This window comes from Vreelandella sedimenti, from assembly GCF_013416325.1.
GTDB classification, from domain to species: Bacteria; Pseudomonadota; Gammaproteobacteria; order Pseudomonadales; family Halomonadaceae; genus Vreelandella; species Vreelandella sedimenti.
Genome location: NZ_JACCGK010000003.1, coordinates 202,838 through 220,220, shown reverse-complemented (window position 1 = coordinate 220,220; position 17,383 = coordinate 202,838). Strand labels below are relative to the sequence as shown.

22 protein-coding genes are annotated in these 17,383 nt (G+C 54.8%); 12 read left to right on the top strand and 10 right to left on the bottom strand.

Annotated features, from left to right (window positions below; all coding sequences use genetic code 11):
* Positions 1–82: 82 nt before the first annotated feature.
* The gene (locus tag HZU72_RS04550) at positions 83–541 is read left to right on the top strand and encodes a Z-ring associated ZapG family protein (RefSeq protein WP_180090733.1); all 459 of its coding nucleotides are present in this window, start codon (positions 83–85) and stop codon (positions 539–541) included.
* 221 nt (positions 542–762) lie between these two features.
* Here the strand turns inward: HZU72_RS04550 and HZU72_RS04545 are convergent, their stop codons facing one another.
* On the bottom strand, positions 763–1,524 hold the full coding sequence (locus HZU72_RS04545) for a Nif3-like dinuclear metal center hexameric protein (protein WP_180090732.1): 762 nt from the start codon (positions 1,522–1,524) through the stop codon (positions 763–765).
* A 128-nt stretch (positions 1,525–1,652) separates the two neighbouring features.
* Here HZU72_RS04545 and HZU72_RS04540 point away from each other — a divergent pair, with 128 nt between their 5' ends.
* The gene (locus tag HZU72_RS04540) at positions 1,653–2,918 is read left to right on the top strand and encodes a Do family serine endopeptidase (protein WP_180090731.1); all 1,266 of its coding nucleotides are present in this window, start codon (positions 1,653–1,655) and stop codon (positions 2,916–2,918) included.
* 46 nt (positions 2,919–2,964) lie between these two features.
* On the opposite strand, the gene hisD is transcribed toward HZU72_RS04540, so the two are convergent.
* From hisD to HZU72_RS04495, 9 genes are all read right to left on the bottom strand, one after another.
* Complete coding sequence (gene hisD / locus HZU72_RS04535; RefSeq protein ID WP_235975982.1) at positions 2,965–4,281, bottom strand: histidinol dehydrogenase; 1,317 nt, start codon at positions 4,279–4,281, stop codon at positions 2,965–2,967.
* A 25-nt stretch (positions 4,282–4,306) separates the two neighbouring features.
* Positions 4,307–4,960 carry an ATP phosphoribosyltransferase gene (hisG, locus tag HZU72_RS04530; protein WP_180090729.1) on the bottom strand — a complete coding sequence of 218 codons (654 nt, stop codon included), beginning with the start codon at positions 4,958–4,960 and terminating at the stop codon, positions 4,307–4,309.
* Positions 4,961–5,007: 47 nt separating this feature from the next.
* Positions 5,008–6,270 carry a UDP-N-acetylglucosamine 1-carboxyvinyltransferase gene (murA, locus tag HZU72_RS04525; RefSeq protein WP_027959090.1) on the bottom strand — a complete coding sequence of 421 codons (1,263 nt, stop codon included), beginning with the start codon at positions 6,268–6,270 and terminating at the stop codon, positions 5,008–5,010.
* Positions 6,271–6,280: 10 nt separating this feature from the next.
* Positions 6,281–6,532 (bottom strand): BolA family protein, encoded by a 252-nt coding sequence (locus tag HZU72_RS04520; protein ID WP_007114696.1) that lies wholly within the window; start codon positions 6,530–6,532, stop codon positions 6,281–6,283.
* Positions 6,533–6,623: 91 nt separating this feature from the next.
* Positions 6,624–6,962 (bottom strand): STAS domain-containing protein, encoded by a 339-nt coding sequence (locus HZU72_RS04515; RefSeq protein ID WP_180090728.1) that lies wholly within the window; start codon positions 6,960–6,962, stop codon positions 6,624–6,626.
* Entirely contained in the window at positions 6,959–7,600 is a 642-nt protein-coding gene (locus HZU72_RS04510) for an MlaC/ttg2D family ABC transporter substrate-binding protein (RefSeq protein WP_371829534.1), read from the bottom strand. The genes HZU72_RS04515 and HZU72_RS04510 overlap by 4 nt, the downstream gene beginning before the upstream one ends.
* A 90-nt stretch (positions 7,601–7,690) precedes the next feature.
* Positions 7,691–8,155 (bottom strand): outer membrane lipid asymmetry maintenance protein MlaD, encoded by a 465-nt coding sequence (gene mlaD, locus HZU72_RS04505; RefSeq protein ID WP_022523930.1) that lies wholly within the window; start codon positions 8,153–8,155, stop codon positions 7,691–7,693.
* Positions 8,156–8,171: 16 nt separating this feature from the next.
* Positions 8,172–8,972, bottom strand: coding sequence for a lipid asymmetry maintenance ABC transporter permease subunit MlaE (gene mlaE, locus HZU72_RS04500; protein ID WP_035539165.1), 801 nt, complete (start codon positions 8,970–8,972; stop codon positions 8,172–8,174).
* Between the two features lie 67 nt (positions 8,973–9,039).
* The gene (locus HZU72_RS04495) at positions 9,040–9,852 is read right to left on the bottom strand and encodes an ATP-binding cassette domain-containing protein (RefSeq protein WP_180090726.1); all 813 of its coding nucleotides are present in this window, start codon (positions 9,850–9,852) and stop codon (positions 9,040–9,042) included.
* A gap of 326 nt (positions 9,853–10,178) precedes the next feature.
* Between HZU72_RS04495 and HZU72_RS04490 the strand changes: the two genes are divergently transcribed.
* From HZU72_RS04490 to HZU72_RS04445, 10 genes are all read left to right on the top strand, one after another.
* Positions 10,179–11,165 carry a KpsF/GutQ family sugar-phosphate isomerase gene (locus HZU72_RS04490; protein ID WP_180090725.1) on the top strand — a complete coding sequence of 329 codons (987 nt, stop codon included), beginning with the start codon at positions 10,179–10,181 and terminating at the stop codon, positions 11,163–11,165.
* A 52-nt stretch (positions 11,166–11,217) separates the two neighbouring features.
* Positions 11,218–11,760, top strand: coding sequence for a KdsC family phosphatase (locus HZU72_RS04485; RefSeq protein WP_180090724.1), 543 nt, complete (start codon positions 11,218–11,220; stop codon positions 11,758–11,760).
* The gene (gene lptC, locus HZU72_RS04480; RefSeq protein WP_180090723.1) at positions 11,761–12,330 is read left to right on the top strand and encodes an LPS export ABC transporter periplasmic protein LptC; all 570 of its coding nucleotides are present in this window, start codon (positions 11,761–11,763) and stop codon (positions 12,328–12,330) included.
* 11 nt (positions 12,331–12,341) lie between these two features.
* Positions 12,342–12,860: a lipopolysaccharide transport periplasmic protein LptA gene (lptA, locus tag HZU72_RS04475; protein WP_180090722.1), complete on the top strand. Its 519-nt coding sequence runs from the start codon at positions 12,342–12,344 to the stop codon at positions 12,858–12,860.
* Between the two features lie 11 nt (positions 12,861–12,871).
* On the top strand, positions 12,872–13,621 hold the full coding sequence (lptB, locus tag HZU72_RS04470; protein ID WP_180090721.1) for an LPS export ABC transporter ATP-binding protein: 750 nt from the start codon (positions 12,872–12,874) through the stop codon (positions 13,619–13,621).
* A gap of 129 nt (positions 13,622–13,750) precedes the next feature.
* A complete protein-coding gene (locus HZU72_RS04465; protein ID WP_180090720.1) occupies positions 13,751–15,163 on the top strand; it encodes an RNA polymerase factor sigma-54 in 1,413 nt (470 codons plus the stop codon).
* Positions 15,164–15,260: 97 nt separating this feature from the next.
* Entirely contained in the window at positions 15,261–15,569 is a 309-nt protein-coding gene (hpf, locus tag HZU72_RS04460; RefSeq protein WP_007114683.1) for a ribosome hibernation-promoting factor, HPF/YfiA family, read from the top strand.
* Positions 15,570–15,573: 4 nt separating this feature from the next.
* On the top strand, positions 15,574–16,044 hold the full coding sequence (locus tag HZU72_RS04455) for a PTS sugar transporter subunit IIA (RefSeq protein WP_180090719.1): 471 nt from the start codon (positions 15,574–15,576) through the stop codon (positions 16,042–16,044).
* A gap of 87 nt (positions 16,045–16,131) precedes the next feature.
* A complete protein-coding gene (gene rapZ / locus HZU72_RS04450) occupies positions 16,132–17,064 on the top strand; it encodes an RNase adapter RapZ (protein WP_180090718.1) in 933 nt (310 codons plus the stop codon).
* Positions 17,065–17,109: 45 nt separating this feature from the next.
* Positions 17,110–17,379, top strand: a complete 270-nt coding sequence (locus tag HZU72_RS04445) for an HPr family phosphocarrier protein (protein WP_180090717.1) — start codon at positions 17,110–17,112, stop codon at positions 17,377–17,379.
* Positions 17,380–17,383: the final 4 nt, after the last annotated feature.

Below are 17,383 nucleotides of genomic sequence, written 5' to 3'. Positions count from 1 at the left end.
ATAATGGCAGCCTGTTTGATTCTTAAGCTGCTGGCTTATGCAGCCTCTAAATCATTATATTCAAGGCGCCAGGGAGAACACTGTGGACGCGAGCTCACCATTAACGTTTGCCATAATCGGTTTTATCGTCGGCCTGATCATTGGAGCGGTTGCTTATCGCCTCTTCAGCAAAAGCCAACGTGAAGCGGCTTCCATGCGCCAAAAGCTCCTCGAACGCGAGCACCAGATTGCCGAGATGAAGAGCAGCGTGGGCAGCCATTTAACGGGCATTTATCAACGCCTAAGCAATATCCGCGATGAAGCCAACCAGCTTGAACTTCAACTGAAAGAGGACGCCGCGGAGTGGGATATTCGCGACGCTGCAATTCAGCCTAGCCTTGATCTATCGGGTATTGATCCAGCGCGCGAGCAGCAGACAAGGGCAGACGCCAGCACCCCTTCGACGCCACGTGACTACGCGGATGGTAAAGGCGGCACGCTGTCAGAAGACTTTGGCTTGAAGGGCAACGAGGCGGCGACACCCCAGCCGCCGCGCTACTAGGATTTGCCTGAAAACTGGCTGCNGCGCTACTAGGATTTGCCTGAAAACTGGCTGCCGCTCGACCATACGGCGTTAAAAATCGGCTCGTGCGCGAGTCCGATCCGTCTTTTCGCCGATTTTTTTGCCTTGTCTGGCCTTCGCTCGCCGACTTTTCAGACAAAGCCTAATAATGATTGATCAGCCCCGGCTTCCATTATCGGCAATCCGGGGCGTTTAATGTGTTAAGCAGGATTATCAATATCCACAAAGCGGTGCTCAACGTCATACTCATCGCTTAACCATTCACCAAGTGCCTGAACACCATAGCGCTCAGTGGCATGATGCCCGGCGGCGATATAATGGATACCCATTTCCCTTGCCAGGTGAGTGGTTCGCTCGGATATCTCACCCGATACAAATGCCTGCGCGCCCGCCTCATAGGCGTCGGTGATCATATCCTGCGCACCACCGGTACACCAAGCGATGCGCTCAATATCACCCACCTGCGGGGCCTCTATGACCAACGGTTCGCGCTGTAAGGTTTGCGCTATCTGCGCGGCCAAGGCGCTAACCGAATGCGGCTGAGGTAAACGGCCTGACCACAAAAGCCCCTGCCCCAGCGCACCATCAATGCACCCCTCTACTTTCCACCCCAAGTGACGGGCTAACTCCGCGTTATTGCCCATCTCGGCATGCGCATCCAGAGGCAGATGATACGCTAACAGACTAATGTCATGATCAAGCAGGGTTTTAATCCGTCTCTGCTTCATACCGGTAATCGCCACGGGCTCGTTTTTCCAAAAGTAGCCGTGATGCACCAATACCATATCTGCCTGCCAAGCAACGGCTTCGTCCAGCAGCGCTTGGCAGGCAGTAACCCCCGTCATAATGCGCTTGACTTGCTCGCCGCCCGCCACCTGCAAGCCATTAATGGTAAAATCCTTAAATTCAGATGCACGTAACTGATGGTCACAGGCCGCGACTAGTTGATCACGATGAATCATATTGAGTCCTTTATTGATTTAACTGCACCCGTGAGGTACTTGCTTAGAAAGTGTTACCATAAAACCATTGTAAAACTCGCTGCTTTTTATCGCGAACAGCGAGACCGACCCGTTAAGGAATTGATTGCATGCGACGCTACGTGCTGCCTTACCTCTGGCCTGTTATCACTGGCGTACTGCTCGCTGTGGTTATTCTCTTTGCACTCCCCGAGCAGTTGCCCAACCCGTTTCGTGACTCCTCGCCTCAAGTCCCTCAAATCTCTGCGCCGGTTATCTCGACGACGCCAACAGTCGTAGAGCCCAACCCTAGCCGCCCTGCTCCTGAAATTCATCAGGCAGCCCCCTTGTCTCGTAACGAAGGGCCCGTCAGCTATGCTCAGGCAGTGGAGCAAGCCGCACCTGCGGTGGTTAATATTTACTCTTCACGCATCGTTGAACGCGACCAACACCCGCTGATGTCAGACCCTTTTTTCCAGCAATTTTTTGACAGCCAGGGCGATGACGCGACGACCCATCAACGCATGCTCTCAAGTTTGGGCTCTGGCGTTATTGTCAGCGAGGACGGTTACGTACTGACCAATCATCACGTCATCAACGGCGCCGATGAAATCCAGGTCGCTCTGCGTGACGGACGCGAAACCCTGGCGGAGGTGATCGGCACAGATCCTGAAAGTGATTTAGCCGTGCTAAGAATTAACCTGGACGATTTGCCAGTTATTGAACTCACAGACTCCGCCGACGTAGCGGTAGGCGACGTAGCGCTCGCTATTGGCAACCCTTTTGGTGTCGGTCAGACGGTCACCATGGGCATTATTAGTGCCACGGGGCGCAATCATTTAGGGCTAAACGCCTATGAAGACTTTATTCAAACAGATGCGGCTATCAATCCGGGCAACTCAGGTGGCGCGCTGGTCAATCCTGAGGGCGCCATGGTCGGCATTAATACGGCTATTTTCTCGCGCTCAGGTGGCTCCCAAGGCATTGGTTTTGCCATTCCCGCCAACCTTGCCCACAGCATTCTGGATGAACTGGTCACTCAAGGACGGGTCATTCGTGGCTGGTTAGGCATTGAAGCGCAGGCGCTATCACGGGAACTGGCAGCCTCTTTTGGACTGCAAACACCTCAAGGGGTGATCGTCGCGGGGGTTGTCAGCGGAGGGCCCGCAGCGGACGCGGGGCTAGAGCCAGGCGATGTACTTCTCTCTGTCAATGGCCAGCCTATTCTGGATGCCCGCACCACGATGAGTGAAATCGCCTCTATCGAACCCGGCACCTCGCTACCGCTCACCATCGTCCGTAGCGGCGAACGCATGGAGATGACCCTCGAAGTGGGCGAACGCCCACTCCCTACCATCCCAATTAATGAGGAGACTCCTGGCCCACGCGACTCGTAGCCTGTTTACAAAACGCGCTGGCGTAGCGCAAAGCGTATTGGCAGTATCAATCGCGAATCCGGTACTCCGCAGAGCGGGCATGGGCGGTGAGTGATTCACCCCGCGCTAATACCGAGGCGATTTTGCCCAGCTCAGAAGCACCGTCTGCGGAGCAGTGAATAATCGAAGAGCGTTTTTGGAAATCGTAAACCCCCAACGGTGAAGAGAAGCGCGCCGTGCCAGAGGTAGGCAGCACATGATTTGGCCCAGCACAGTAATCACCCAGCGCCTCGGCGGTGTAACGCCCCATAAAGATTGCACCGGCATGACGAATATCGTCTAACCATGTCTCGGGGGCAGCCACCGAAAGTTCCAGGTGCTCAGGAGCAATCCGATTAATCAACGCAATCGCTTCTTGGGCGCCCTGGCAGAGCACTAACGCTCCTCGCTTACGCAGCGACTCACGCACGATCTGTTCGCGCTCCAAGGTCGGCAGCAGCCGCTCAATTGACGACTCCACAGCATCTAAGTGCCCGGCATCCCAGCTCACCAAGATCGCCTGGGCATCTTCGTCGTGCTCGGCTTGAGAAAATAGATCCATTGCCAGCCAATCGGGATCAGTCTGACCATCGGAAACCACCATAATCTCCGAGGGCCCGGCAATCATATCAATTCCCACTTGACCAAATACTGCACGCTTCGCCGTGGCCACATAAATATTGCCCGGCCCAACTATTTTATCGACTCGAGGAACACTTTCAGTGCCGTAAGCAAGTGCTGCTACGGCCTGAGCGCCACCAATGGTAAACACATAGTCGACTCCCGCAAGGTGGGCCGCTGCCAACACCAACTCATTGAGCACGCCATCCGGCGTAGGCACGACCATAACGATTTCGCGCACGCCGGCCACATGGGCAGGAATCGCATTCATCAGCACCGACGAGGGATAGGCAGCTTTGCCGCCAGGGACATAAATACCGGCGCGCTCCAGCGGGGTAACTTTCTGACCCAGCACGGTGCCGTCTGCTTCTTCGTATTGCCAGGAGCTGGGCTTCTGACGCTCGTGGTAGTGCTTAATCCGCTCGGCGGCGCTGGAAAGCGCCTCGCGCTGCTCAGCAGGCAAGTTATCAAACGCTCTTTTCAACTGCTCGGGCGTTAGCTGCAATTCGTCCATTGAGGTAGCCGAAAGCCGGTCAAAGCGATTCGTAGCTTCCACTACCGCCACATCGCCGCGCTGCTTTACACTGGCAAGAATTTCTTCGACCCGCGCCTGCACCGCTTTATCAGACACCCCTTCCCAATCTAACAGCGCATCAAGTCGATGGTTAAAGGCATCATCGCTTGTTGATAGGCGTGAAATCGTCGCAGTCGTCTGTTTGCTCATGGGTTCACTCATGGGTCACCTCACATCATTCGGCAAGCTGGGTCTGACGCTTTTTGACCGCACTGTTCAAGCGCTCTAGTAACGGCTTAATACGCTCATGCTTCATGGTCATGGCGGCCTTATTCACCACCAGCCGGGTGCTGATATGGGCAATAAGCTCACGCGGCTCCATACCATTCGCCCGCAGGGTATTGCCAGTATCGACGATATCGACAATTTCATCGGCGAGGTTCATTAACGGCGCCAGTTCCATAGCGCCATAAAGTTTGATCACCTCGGCCTGAATTCCCTGCTCGGCGTAGTAGCGTCGCGCCACGTTAACAAATTTCGTTGCCACCCGACGCCGGGCACGGGCTGGCAACTGGCCGGTCACACCCGCGGTCATCAACTTACAGCGGGCAATTTCCAAATCCAGCGGCTCATAAAGCCCTTCGGCACCGTGCTCAAGCAGCACATCTTTACCTGCGATACCGACATCGGCCGCCCCCAGCTGGACGTAGGTGGGCACGTCGGTGGCACGGATAATGACCAGTTTTACGTCGGGCAAGTTGGTATCAAATAGCAGCTTACGACTTTTGCTTAAATCTTCTACGGGCGTGATACCCGCATCGGCCAGCAGTGGCAGCGTCTCTTCCAGAATACGGCCCTTCGAGAGGGCTAAAATCAGTTGCTTACTCATCGTGTTGCCCAGTAGTTATTAGCGTGCAGGGGCTCAGTAGAAATGGTCTAGCCAGGAATACGGCGAATGCGCGCACCCAGCAGCTGCAATTTCTCTTCGATACACTCGTAGCCGCGGTCGATGTGATAGATGCGGTCTACTAGGGTTTCTCCCTCAGCCATCATGGCCGCAATCACCAGCGAAGCCGACGCGCGCAGATCGGTTGCCATTACTGGCGCACCGGAAAGCTTCTCGACCCCCTCAATCAAGGCGGTGTTGCCTTCCAGCACGATATTGGCGCCCATGCGGTTAAGCTCTTGAACATGCATAAAGCGGTTTTCGAAGATCGTCTCGACCACCCGAGAGTGCCCCACGGCCACAGCGTTCATGGCCACGAACTGCGCCTGCATATCGGTAGGGAACGCTGGATAAGGCGCAGTACGAATATTCACCGCCTTAGGACGCTTGCCGTGCATATCCAGAGCGATCCAGTCGTCACCACTGGTAACTTCCGCACCCGCCTCTTCCAGCTTGGCAATGACCGCGTCCAGGATATCGGCCCGGGTGCGCTTAACCTTCACCCGTCCGCCAGTCATGGCGGCGGCAACCAGAAAGGTGCCTGTCTCGATACGGTCGGGCATGACATCATGTTCGCAACCGTGCAGCTTTTCGACGCCTTCGATAGTAATGGTGTCAGTGCCTTGGCCGCTGATTTTAGCGCCCATTTTGATCAAGCACTCAGCCAAGTCGACAATTTCAGGCTCGCGGGCAGCGTTTTCCAGAACGGTTTTGCCATCGGCTAGGGTCGCCGCCATCAGCAGGTTTTCGGTACCGGTCACTGTCACGGTATCAAAGTAGATAGTTGCCCCTTTTAGACGACCGTCCACCCGCGCGCGGATATAGCCAGCCTCAACGCGAATTTCCGCCCCCATGGCTTCTAAACCGCGAATATGCAAATCCACTGGGCGCGAGCCAATGGCACAACCACCGGGTAGCGATACATCGGCTTTACCGAAGTGGGCAAGCAGAGGACCCAACACCAGGATCGAGGCACGCATTTTCTTAACCAGCTCATACGGTGCGTGACACTGAGTGACTTGGGAGCCATCCAACTGAATACTCAGCTTTTCGCCCATCACCGGCTCAACGCCCATGCGACCGAGCAGTTCTAAGGTGGTGGTAATATCCTGCAAGTGCGGCAAGTTACCAATCACCACGGGGCCATCGGCCAACAGGCTGGCACACAGAATAGGCAATGCCGCATTTTTAGCGCCACTCACCCACACTTCACCGTCTACCGATCCATTGCCGGTAATGATTAATTTATCCATGGGGCGACCGTTATTGAACGTTTTCCGGTGCAGTTTGCCACTGCGCCGGAGTAAACGTTTTGATGCTAATAGCGTGGAGCGCACCCGAGGCGATCTCATCACTCAGCGCAGCGTAGACAAGCTGCTGACGTTTGACCGGAGAGAGACCTTCAAAGGCATCGCCAACCGCAATCACCTGAAAGTTACAGCCTTCACCCTGGATATGGAACTGGCATCCGTCGATACGGGATTCAAGCAGTGCTTTTACCTCATTGGGTTGCATGGCGCAGAAAACTCCTTTGGGGTCATCGTTATTAATGAACAATTGGGTCGACATAATAAAGAAAAGCAGTGCGCTTGGCGATGCCGGGGCGTTAAACGGCCAAAGTAGCCGCAGGCTGATCGATCAAAGCATCCAATTCAGCCAAGGAGGCAAGTCGACGTAGCGGCGCTGAAAAAAGAATGGCTTGGATATGGATACCGCGTTGCCGACAAATTCGTAGCCATTCAAACAGCACGCTAATGGCAGCACTGCTGGCTTTTTCAACGCGACTAAAGTCTAAGCCGAGCGAAGTTAGCTCAGTGTGTTTGAGCCATTTAACACCACTGGCTGCCAAATCGGCCGCCAATGATACCTCCACATCACCTTCCACCAGCAAGGTAGTGTTTTCTACACTAACCGTTACACCGGGGCGTGAAAACAGCACTGTCACGCATCTCCTCCCTGCTCAAGCTCTTCAACGCCCACTTCAGGCGACCACCCGTCAATAACCGCGTCATAATCACGGTTGTTATCGCGCATGGCTTGGTCAAACTGATTACGGAACGTCAAACCCAGGTTAATACCGTTAACGATCACGTTAACCACCCGCCATTCGCCATCGGAGAGTCTCAAGCTATAGCTTACGGGGTACACCTCACCGTTATTGGCCACTACTTCCATGGCAACGCTGGCCTGGTCGTCATAGCGCTGAGCCTGCTGGGCATCCAACACCCGTAGCTCATCATAATCAAACGTCACCAGCCCACGGGTATAGGTATCGATCAACGTTTGACGAAATACATCAACAAAACGGCTACGTTGTTCCGGCGAAGCGTTGCGAAAATAGCTGCCCATCACGCTAGCACCGATGTAGCGGAAGTCAGCCACTTGATCGAGATTACTATCCACCAGCTCTTCGAGTTCGCCAAGGTTGTTGGCGTAATAATCTTTACGGCCTTCAAGATCTCTCATTAACGATTCAACGTTATCGCGAATCATCGCTTCAGGTGTCTGAGACTGCGCCTGTGACTGCAGTGGCACCATTAACGCTGCCAGCATCATTACCACCAATAACCAACGACCCATCATCAAGTTCACTCCATTCATAACCATCATCTCCCCACCCGGTATTGCACTGGGCCCGTTATTACACTGGATTAGTGTCTGCCGTTTGAAACACTAGTTAGTTGCCATATTGGACACAAACTGCTGGATAAGTTCTTCCAGCACCAGTGCCGACTGGGTGTCGCGAATCGTATCGCCATCCTCCAGCATTTCAGGATCGCCGCCCACGCTAAGGCCAATGTACTGCTCACCTAATAAGCCTGCGGTCAGGATCGAGGCAATCGAGTCTTTGGAGAGTTGCCCTTCAAGCTCGCTATCCAGACTAAGAACGACCCGCGCATCGAACCACTGCGTATCCAGTTCAATGGCTTCGACCCGCCCCACCGTCACACCTGCCATGGTGACCCGGGCACGGGGTTTTAAACTGCCAATATTGGCGAAGTTGGCCTCTAGCTGAAACGACTGCGTGGGCGCTGAGAGCGTCAGTCCACTCACACGTAGGCCGAGGAACACCAGTCCCAGAATGCCCGCCACCATAAACAGACCCACACCGAACTCCATGGTTTTACTGCGTTTCATGAAACTGCTCCAGCCATTAAAGGCCGCCAAACATAATGGCGGTCAACACAAAATCAAGCCCCAATACTGCAAGCGACGAATACACCACCGTGCGCGTAGTAGCGCGGGAAATGCCTTCAGAAGTGGGCACCAAATCATAACCTTGAAATACCGCGATCCAGGTCACCACCAAAGCAAATACGGCACTTTTGATCATGCCGTTACCGATATCACTGATAAAGGCCACATTGGCCTGCATGTTGCTCCAGTAAGAGCCCTCAAAGACGCCTAGCCACTCCACGCCCACCAAGTAGCCACCCCAGATGCCCACTACACTAAACCCAACCGTTAAAATAGGCAGTGACACAAAGCCCGCCCATAGTCGTGGCGCCACCACGCGGCGCAGTGGGTCAACGCCGATCATCTCCATGCTGGTGAGCTGCTCTGTCGCTTTCATTAAACCGATCTCAGCAGTAAGCGCAGATCCCGCCCGGCCAGCGAATAGTAGTGCAGCCACCACTGGGGCTAACTCCCGCAATAGCGACAGTGCCACCATTTGTCCCAGCGCCTGCTCAGCCCCGAAATCGACCAAAATGGTATAGCCCTGCAGTGCCAGCACCATGCCAATAAACAGCCCCGACACCAAGACAATGGCTAACGAAAGCACGCCAACAAAGTGCATTTGGTGCAACCATAATCGCCAGCCTTCCCGGGAAGGCACGCCAACCACCGACTGGAATAGAAACACACCAGCTCGACCCAATGCTTCCATTAAGTCGCACCCTCGGCGCCCCAGCCGTGTAACACGTGCGGCGCTGTTAGAGAACTTTGACTGCATTAACTCTGCCCTTTATTTACCCTGCATTGGTGCATTTAAGCGCATTGTGCCACCCACCCTAGCGGTTCTATTTAACCGGAGCCTCACCCAGAATATCGCGATAAAACGCCTCAGCGGGGTAGTGAAATGGCACCGGACCATCGGGTTCGCCATGAATAAACTGGCTAACTCGGGGGTCTTGATTTGTGTCCAAGGTTTGCGGCGTGCCATGAGCCACCACCTGGCCATCGGCGATCAGGTAGAGATAGTCCGCAATACTCAAGGTCTCCTTGATATCATGGGAAACCACTACCGAGGTTAGCTGCAGCGCTTGGTTAAGGCGCTTGATTAGCTGTACCAACACGCCCATAGAGATGGGATCCTGACCAACAAACGGCTCGTCATACAGAATCAGCTCTGGATCCAGCGCCACCGCACGAGCCAACGCGACCCGGCGCGCCATCCCTCCGGACAGCTCCGCAGGTGTTAAGTGTCGCGCTCCGCGCAGGCCGACCGCCTGTAGCTTGAGCAACACCAGGTCACGCACCATGGTATCGGGCAAGTTCGTATGCACCCGCAGCGGAAAGGCAACGTTTTCAAACACATCTAAATCAGAAAACAGCGCACCGCTCTGAAACAGCATTCCCATCCGCTTGCGTAGCGTGAATAGCGCCTTGCGGGACAGTTGATGAACATCCTGTCCATCAATGAGTATTCGACCACTTTCCGGGGTTAGCTGGCCGCCGATCAGCTTCAGTAGCGTGGTCTTACCAGTACCGCTTGGCCCCATGATCGCGGTTACTTTACCCCGCGGTATGGTCATATTCACGCCACGGAAAATTTCGTGATCACCACGCGAAAAGTAAAGCTCTTCAATTTCTATAAAGGGTGCATCTGTCATGGATCAGTTGACTCTTAACGAGGCGCGACTAAAGCTGCATAGCATACCCTACTTGCGGCTATCGCAGTTAGAAAACAGCGTTTCTAAAACATTATCGAACATTGTACTATAACGCTACAAGCCATTACTGCACGAATGGGCTTTGCTATTGTTTAGGGTTATCAAAGTTACAAAGGCTTGCTTATCCTCGCCTAAACCTGCTCTTCGGCACTGGTGATGCGGGTATAGCCCTGGGTAGTCACCTCAATTACTGCCTATTAGAGGTGTCGAGATGTTATTCTTACCGGTTACTACTTTTATATTTTCATTTGTTAAGAGAAAACGCTATGCGCCAGCCTATCGCCCCCTCCAGCCTGCTACGTGAAAGCGCACTGCGTACGCTACAAATCGAGCAGGCAGCGATTGGAGGCCTTCAGGCTAAGCTAGACGAAAGCTTTGATCGCGCCTGTGAGCTAATTCTCGCCTGCCAAGGTCGTGTAGTGGTGACCGGTATGGGCAAGTCGGGACATATTGCTGGAAAGCTAGCGGCGACACTTGCCAGTACCGGCACGCCGGCTTTTTTCGTTCACCCCGGCGAAGCCAGCCATGGCGATCTAGGCATGATTACCCGCGCAGATGTAGTGCTGGCGCTGTCTAACTCGGGCGAAACTGCCGAAGTCACTGCTCTGCTACCACTACTTAAACGCCTGGGTACACCGCTGGTCAGCATGACGGGGCGACCCCACTCCACGCTTGCCAAGCACGCTGATGCGCACCTAAACAGTGGCGTTGAGCGTGAGGCTTGCCCGCTAGATCTCGCCCCTACCAGTTCCACCACCGCTGCCCTCGCCCTGGGTGATGCACTGGCGGTTGCGTTACTGGAAGCACGCGGCTTTACCGCTGAAGATTTTGCCCTCTCCCACCCTGGTGGCAGTTTGGGCAAGCGCTTACTGCTACGCGTTAGAGACCTAATGCACGACGGCGCACGCCTGCCCCAAGTCGCATTGGGCAGCCCGCTGCGCGACGCATTACTCGAAATTACCCGGCAAGGGCTTGGCTTTACCTGCGTAGTGGATAGTGAGGGACGATTAGCGGGGGTCTACACCGATGGCGACCTACGCCGCACGCTGGATCAATTCCATAATCTGCGCGACGTGTGCGTTGATGATGTCATGACCCGGCCGGGCAAACGCATAGGCCCCGACATCCTGGCGGCCGAAGCGGTACGCATCATGGAAGAAAGCCGTATTACCGCGCTAGCGGTGGTTGATGAACAACAGCGCCCTATTGGGGCTCTACATATGCACGACCTGCTCGCCAGCGGCGTTATTTAACCCAGCGGCGCCAACACGACCTGCTTTACGAACTGATTGATATGGAGGTTCTATGACCCTACCTGCCTCGCTACTCGACCGACTCCGCCGTGTACGCCTGCTAGCACTGGATGTTGACGGTGTCCTCACCGATGGACGCCTCTACTTTCAGGCCGATGGTATCGAAATCAAAGCATTCCACACCCAGGATGGCCACGGGCTAAAGCTTCTCAAACGCGTGGGCGTACATGTAGCGTTGATTACCGGGCGCGACTCTCCCATGGTTAGCCAACGCGCGGCAGCACTCGGCATTGACCATGTTCACCAAGGCTGTGAAGACAAGCTGGTCACACTGCGCGGGCTCTGCCAGCGCCTCGATATTGAACTAGACCAAGTGGCTTATTGTGGCGACGACCTACCCGACCTAGCGGCGATCAAACGATGCGGCGTCGGCATTACCGTACCTAACGCACCGGATTATATGCACACCCACGCCGACTGGACTACCGAACGCCTGGGTGGCCATGGTGCCGTGCGTGAGATCTGCGATACGCTGCTTGAATCTCAAGGACACTGGGGCGCGGTGCTCGACACCTATTTGCACGGCCGCACGTAAATGTTTAAACGCTTTAAAGTACGCCTTTGGTTAGCCGGGCTAGTCATCGCGCTAGGGATTCTGCTGGTATGGCTTGACCCCCGCGGGCCTCAAGACACCAGCATCGATCCCGACGCACAGGCTCAGGAACCTGGCCACGTGCTGGAAAATGCTGAGATTACCCTATTCGGTGATAACGGCAGTGTCATGCAGTCGCTAAAAACACCGCGTCTTATACATACCCCGCAGCGAAGCGAAACCTGGACAGAAGAGCCCGAGGCAGTACTGTATGACAGCGAAAACCGTCAGTGGCTGGCCAGCGCCGATGTAGGCACGCTCAATACCGCTACCCAAGCCCTGCTGCTGTCAGGTTCGGCTCGGCTATTTGCACCAGATGAAGGCTGGCAGCTAGATACCGAGCTACTGCACTACGATGGCCTTGAGCAGCATGCCTGGAGTGACACACCGGTATTGATGCAGCAACCACCACAGCAAATGAGCGCTTCACGTATGGACGTTTGGCTTAACACCAGCCAGGTTCGCTTAACGGATAATGTGCGCGGCACGCACCCCCCGGCCACACAACGCTAATAGGAAACGCCATGAAAGCCATGATTTCCCCAGCCCTGCTCTACACTGCACTGTTCGGTTTAGCGATACCTTTATCAGTGTTAGCCCAAACCAACTCATCTTCCCAACAAGCCCCAGTGGAAGTGGAAGCCGACCGTTTAGATCTTGATCAGCGGGCAGGCACAGCTGTTTACACTGGGGATGTAGACATTCGCCAAGGCGAAATGCAATTACGCGGCGAGCGGGTAGAGATCGAACGTAACGACGCGGGCGAGCTCTCGACAGCCACCGCCACCGGTGAGCGCGCCTACTTGCGCCATCAAGGCGAAGATCAAGAAGGGCCCACGGAAGGCTGGGCGCGGCGGATTATTTATCACGTCGCCGAGCGTCGCGTAGAGCTGATCGACCAAGCCGAACTGACCCAGCAAGAGGACACCTTTAGCGGCGGTCGTCTTGAGTATTTTATTGACCGAGAAGTGATTCAAGCGCGCTCTGACGTTGACGGCAGCGAGCCCCAGCGCATACGCATGACCCTTCAGCCTGAACAATAGGGAGCCTAGCTGTGGTAACTGCTGACACTGCGCCGATCAAAACCCTTTATGCTCACCACCTGGCTAAAAGCTACAAACGCCGCCGAGTGGTCAAAGACATCAATTTGGAAATATCCCAAGGCAGTGTCGTTGGCCTTTTGGGCCCCAACGGCGCGGGCAAAACCACCTCATTTTATATGATTGTTGGGCTGGTCAAATCCGACGCTGGCAAGGTGGGTATCGACGATGTGGATTTAACGCGTGCCCCCATGCACGAGCGTGCAGCCGCGGGGATTGGCTATCTACCTCAAGAGGCGTCTATTTTCCGCAAACTCTCGGTTGCCGAGAATATTATGGCGATACTCGAGACCCGCAAAGAGCTTAACCGCAGCGACCGCGAACAGCGTTTGGAAGCGCTACTCGAAGACTTCCATATCACCCATATTCGCGACAACCTGGGCATGAGCCTTTCGGGCGGCGAGCGCAGGCGGGTAGAAATAGCCCGCTCGCTAGCCACAGAACCCGCTTTTATTCTACTCGACGAGCCTTTTGCGGGTGTTGACCCCATCTCGGTAGGTGAGATTAAAACCATCATTCGTGCACTGAAACAGCGCCATATCGGCGTGCTGATCACCGATCACAACGTGCGTGAAACACTAGACATTTGCGACATCGCCTATATCGTCGGCGATGGGCAAATCATCGCCAGTGGCTCACCCACCTCGATTCTCACCAACCAAAAAGTAAGGGATGTTTATTTGGGCGCCGATTTTCGCCTGTAATGTTTTTGCCTTAATAGCCCCTAAATAGCGCTTTAAAACAACTTTACTACCAATGGCATGCTTATTGCACTTGCGCCAAGCACTCACTCGCACTAGGGTGGAGCATTCTGATTAACGAGTGGTTCTCAGATGGTCATGAAAGCTTCTCTCCAACTGCGTATCGGCACACAGCTGACCATGACGCCCCAGTTGCAGCAAGCCATTGCGCTGTTGCAACTCTCTACGCTGGATCTTCGTCAAGAAATTCAGCAGGCCCTTGATGCCAATCCCATGCTGGAGCAGGAAGATGAGTTTAGTGAACAGGCTGTCAGCGAGCCTAAGGAAGAAGAGTGGTCAGAGAGCATCCCTACTGAGCTCTCGGTAGATAGCGACTGGTCAGATACCTATCAAGATATGGGTAGCCAGGGGGGCAGCAGCGAAGGCCCCGACTTTGAGCGTCAGGCAGCCGGGCAGAGTCTTCATGGCCACCTGCTGTGGCAACTCGCCATGACCGATTTTAGCGCGCGTGAGCAGCTTGTCGCGGAAAGTTTAATCGACGCACTAGACGCCAACGGCTACCTGACCCAGCCGCTCAACGACATCCGCGAAGGGCTTCGTGCCCAGGGCATTGACGGGCTTAGCCAGCGCGAGGTGGAAACCATTCTACTCAAGCTCCAGCAGTTTGAGCCGACCGGCATATTTGCCCGTGACCTGCGTGAATGCTTGATGCTGCAACTCGCTGCTCTCCCCGATGATACGCCACTGCTGGTTCCCGCCCGCCGCTTGGTGAGGCAGTTTCTCGAAGCGCTTGGCAAAGACGATATGCGCCTGCTGAAACGCCGCCTAGGGCTCGACGATGAACAGCTGGCCGATGTCATCCTGCTTATTCGCAGCCTAGACCCAAGGCCAGGCAGCGCTTACGGCGACACCGACGACAGCTATGTCACCCCCGATCTAGTCGTCCGCCACGACAATGAAGGCTGGCATTTAGAGCTCAACCCCGAGGCCCTGCCACGACTGCGCATTCAGCCCGACTATGCCAGCCTGATTAAGCGTGCGGACAAAAGTCAGGATAATCAGTTTCTCAAAGAGCACCTCCAGGAAGCGCGCTGGCTGATCAAGAGCCTCTCTAGCCGAAACGATACGCTGCTGCGTGTTGGTCGCGAAATCATTACCCGTCAGATTGGCTTTTTAGAGCACGGCGAAGAAGCCATGAAACCACTGATATTGGCCGACATTGCCGAAGCCGTGGAGATGCACGAGTCGACTATTTCACGGGTAACGACGCAAAAATATATCCATACACCCCGCGGTGTGTTTGAACTCAAATACTTTTTCTCAAGCCAGGTGAGCGGTCAAGATGGCGACAGCCACTCCAGTACCGCTATCCGTGCACGACTCAAGAAACTGATTCAAGAGGAGCCGCCCGGCAAGCCGCTTTCAGACAGCCGCTTAGTAACACTATTAGGCGAAGGAGGGATTCAAGTGGCGCGTCGTACGGTGGCGAAATACCGTGAAGCCATGGGCATTCCCTCTTCGAGTGAACGGCGTCGTTTGCGCTAACCGCGTTAACGTTTCAGGGAAACTCTCGACAAGGGCTTTGCAACGCGGCAAAAAGGGTTACAATCGAAGTACAGTCCGATGGATAAGGAGCACGTCAATGCAAGTAAATATCACTGGTCATCACGTAGAACTGACTGACGCCTTGCGTGACTATGTCAACGAAAAGCTTGAGCGTGTAGAGCGCCATTACGACAACATAACTACGGTGCAAGTCACCTTATCAGTGGAGAAAGAGCGCCAGCAGGCCGCGTGTACGCTGCACGCCGCAGGTGCTGACTTACATGCGGAAGCCCTAGACAGTGATATGTACGCCGCTATCGACGCGCTAGCGGACAAAATCGACCGTCAACTCGTTAAACACAAGGAAAAAGCACAAGCTCGCGCCCAAGGCGCCGGTGTGCGTTAATTCAATGACGTTGGAAACCATACTCCCCCCGGAACGCGTTCTGTTCGACGTCCCCGGGGGCAGCAAAAAAAGGGTGCTGGAGTTTTACAGCACCTTTATCGCCCAAAATATTCCCAGCCTGGACAGCCAAGAAGTGTTTAGCCGTTTAATCGGCCGTGAGCGCTTAGGTAGTACGGGTATTGGTAACGGCGTGGCTATTCCCCATGCGCGTAGCCCCCACTGCACCGCCCCTATCGCTGGTTTTTTAAAACTGGCTGAAGCGATCGATTTTGACGCTATCGACGGCGACCCGGTAGATCTGGTGTTTGTCCTGTTGGTACCCGAAGAGGCAGATGACACGCATCTCTCACTACTGGGGCAGGTAGCGACCATCATGAATGATGCGGACACGCGCCAGCAACTGCGTAAAGCAGCCAGCCAGCGCGAACTGCTTGAGCTGATTACCGCCAAAATACGCGAGCAATCAGCGGCCTAAAGGTCTGAAACCCTGTTCAGGGAAGATCACAGCAGGTTATTCGCTCACCACCCTTAACGCAGCTTGATCAAAGCAAAGAGAGACTCTATGCAACTGGTGATCATTAGCGGCCGCTCCGGGTCAGGTAAATCTATCGCCTTGCAAGCGCTGGAAGACCTTGGCTATTACGCGATTGATAACCTCCCCGCTATGTTGCTGGGGTCGTTGGTGGATGAACTACGTGACCAGGGCGACCGGGCACATTTAGCGGTGAGTATCGATGCCCGCAATTTGCCAAGTGCTCTGGAGCGTCTGCCCTCTTTATTAGACGAGTTGCGCCAGCGTAAAATCGACTTTCAAGTTATTTACCTGACCACCGATGCGCGCATACTGCTTGAGCGTTACTCAGCAACGCGTCGCCGTCATCCGCTGACCCGCGATAGCGAAATGACGCTGGAAGAGGCGATCAATAAAGAAGAGACGACGCTGGAGGATATTCGAGATCTTGCCGACCTATTGATCGATACATCACGATTATCGGTGCACGATTTACGCCGTCGCATTACCGACCAGGTGGCGCATCAGCGGCGCGACAAGCTAACGCTAACGCTGGAATCGTTTGGGTATAAACGCGGCGTACCGTTAGACGCCGACCTGGTCTTCGATGTGCGCTGCCTGCCAAATCCGTACTGGGACCCCACGCTGCGCCAGTTCACTGGCCGCGACGCGGACATCGTGGCCTTTTTGAGCAGCTATCCGATTGTTGATGCCATGAGCGACGACATTTTGGCCTGGCTAGAGCGTTGGCTACCCGCTTACCAGAATAGCCAACGTAGCTACATGACTATCGCGATAGGCTGTACTGGTGGCCAGCACCGCTCGGTCTATATGGCCGAGAAATTAGCGGAAAAATTGGCTCCTAGCATGGGTGAAGTTCAACTTCGCCACCGCGAGCTGGGCCTGCACTACACCTTAAGCGAACAGTTGGCCGCCCCCCTCGTCAGCGCTTCCACACCTAACGAGCGGCGAGAGACCTCTTAAGCGCGTCTATCCATTAATGACACCACTCGGCGAAAAGGAACCAGGGTGCCAGAACGCATACTTACACTTACCAATCAACGCGGGCTACACGCTCGCGCGGCGACAAAACTGGTCAAATGCGGCCAACAGTTCACGGCAAAAATACGTGTCTACAAACAGCAACAGGCTGCCGACGCCGCCAACATCATGTCACTGCTGATGCTTGCCGCACCTTGTGGCACCGAGCTTAAGATCACCGCCGAAGGCGATGACGCCGAACAGGCTCTTGAAGCCATTCAAGCGCTGTTCGACGCCCGTTTTGAGGAGGATCAGTAAGCCA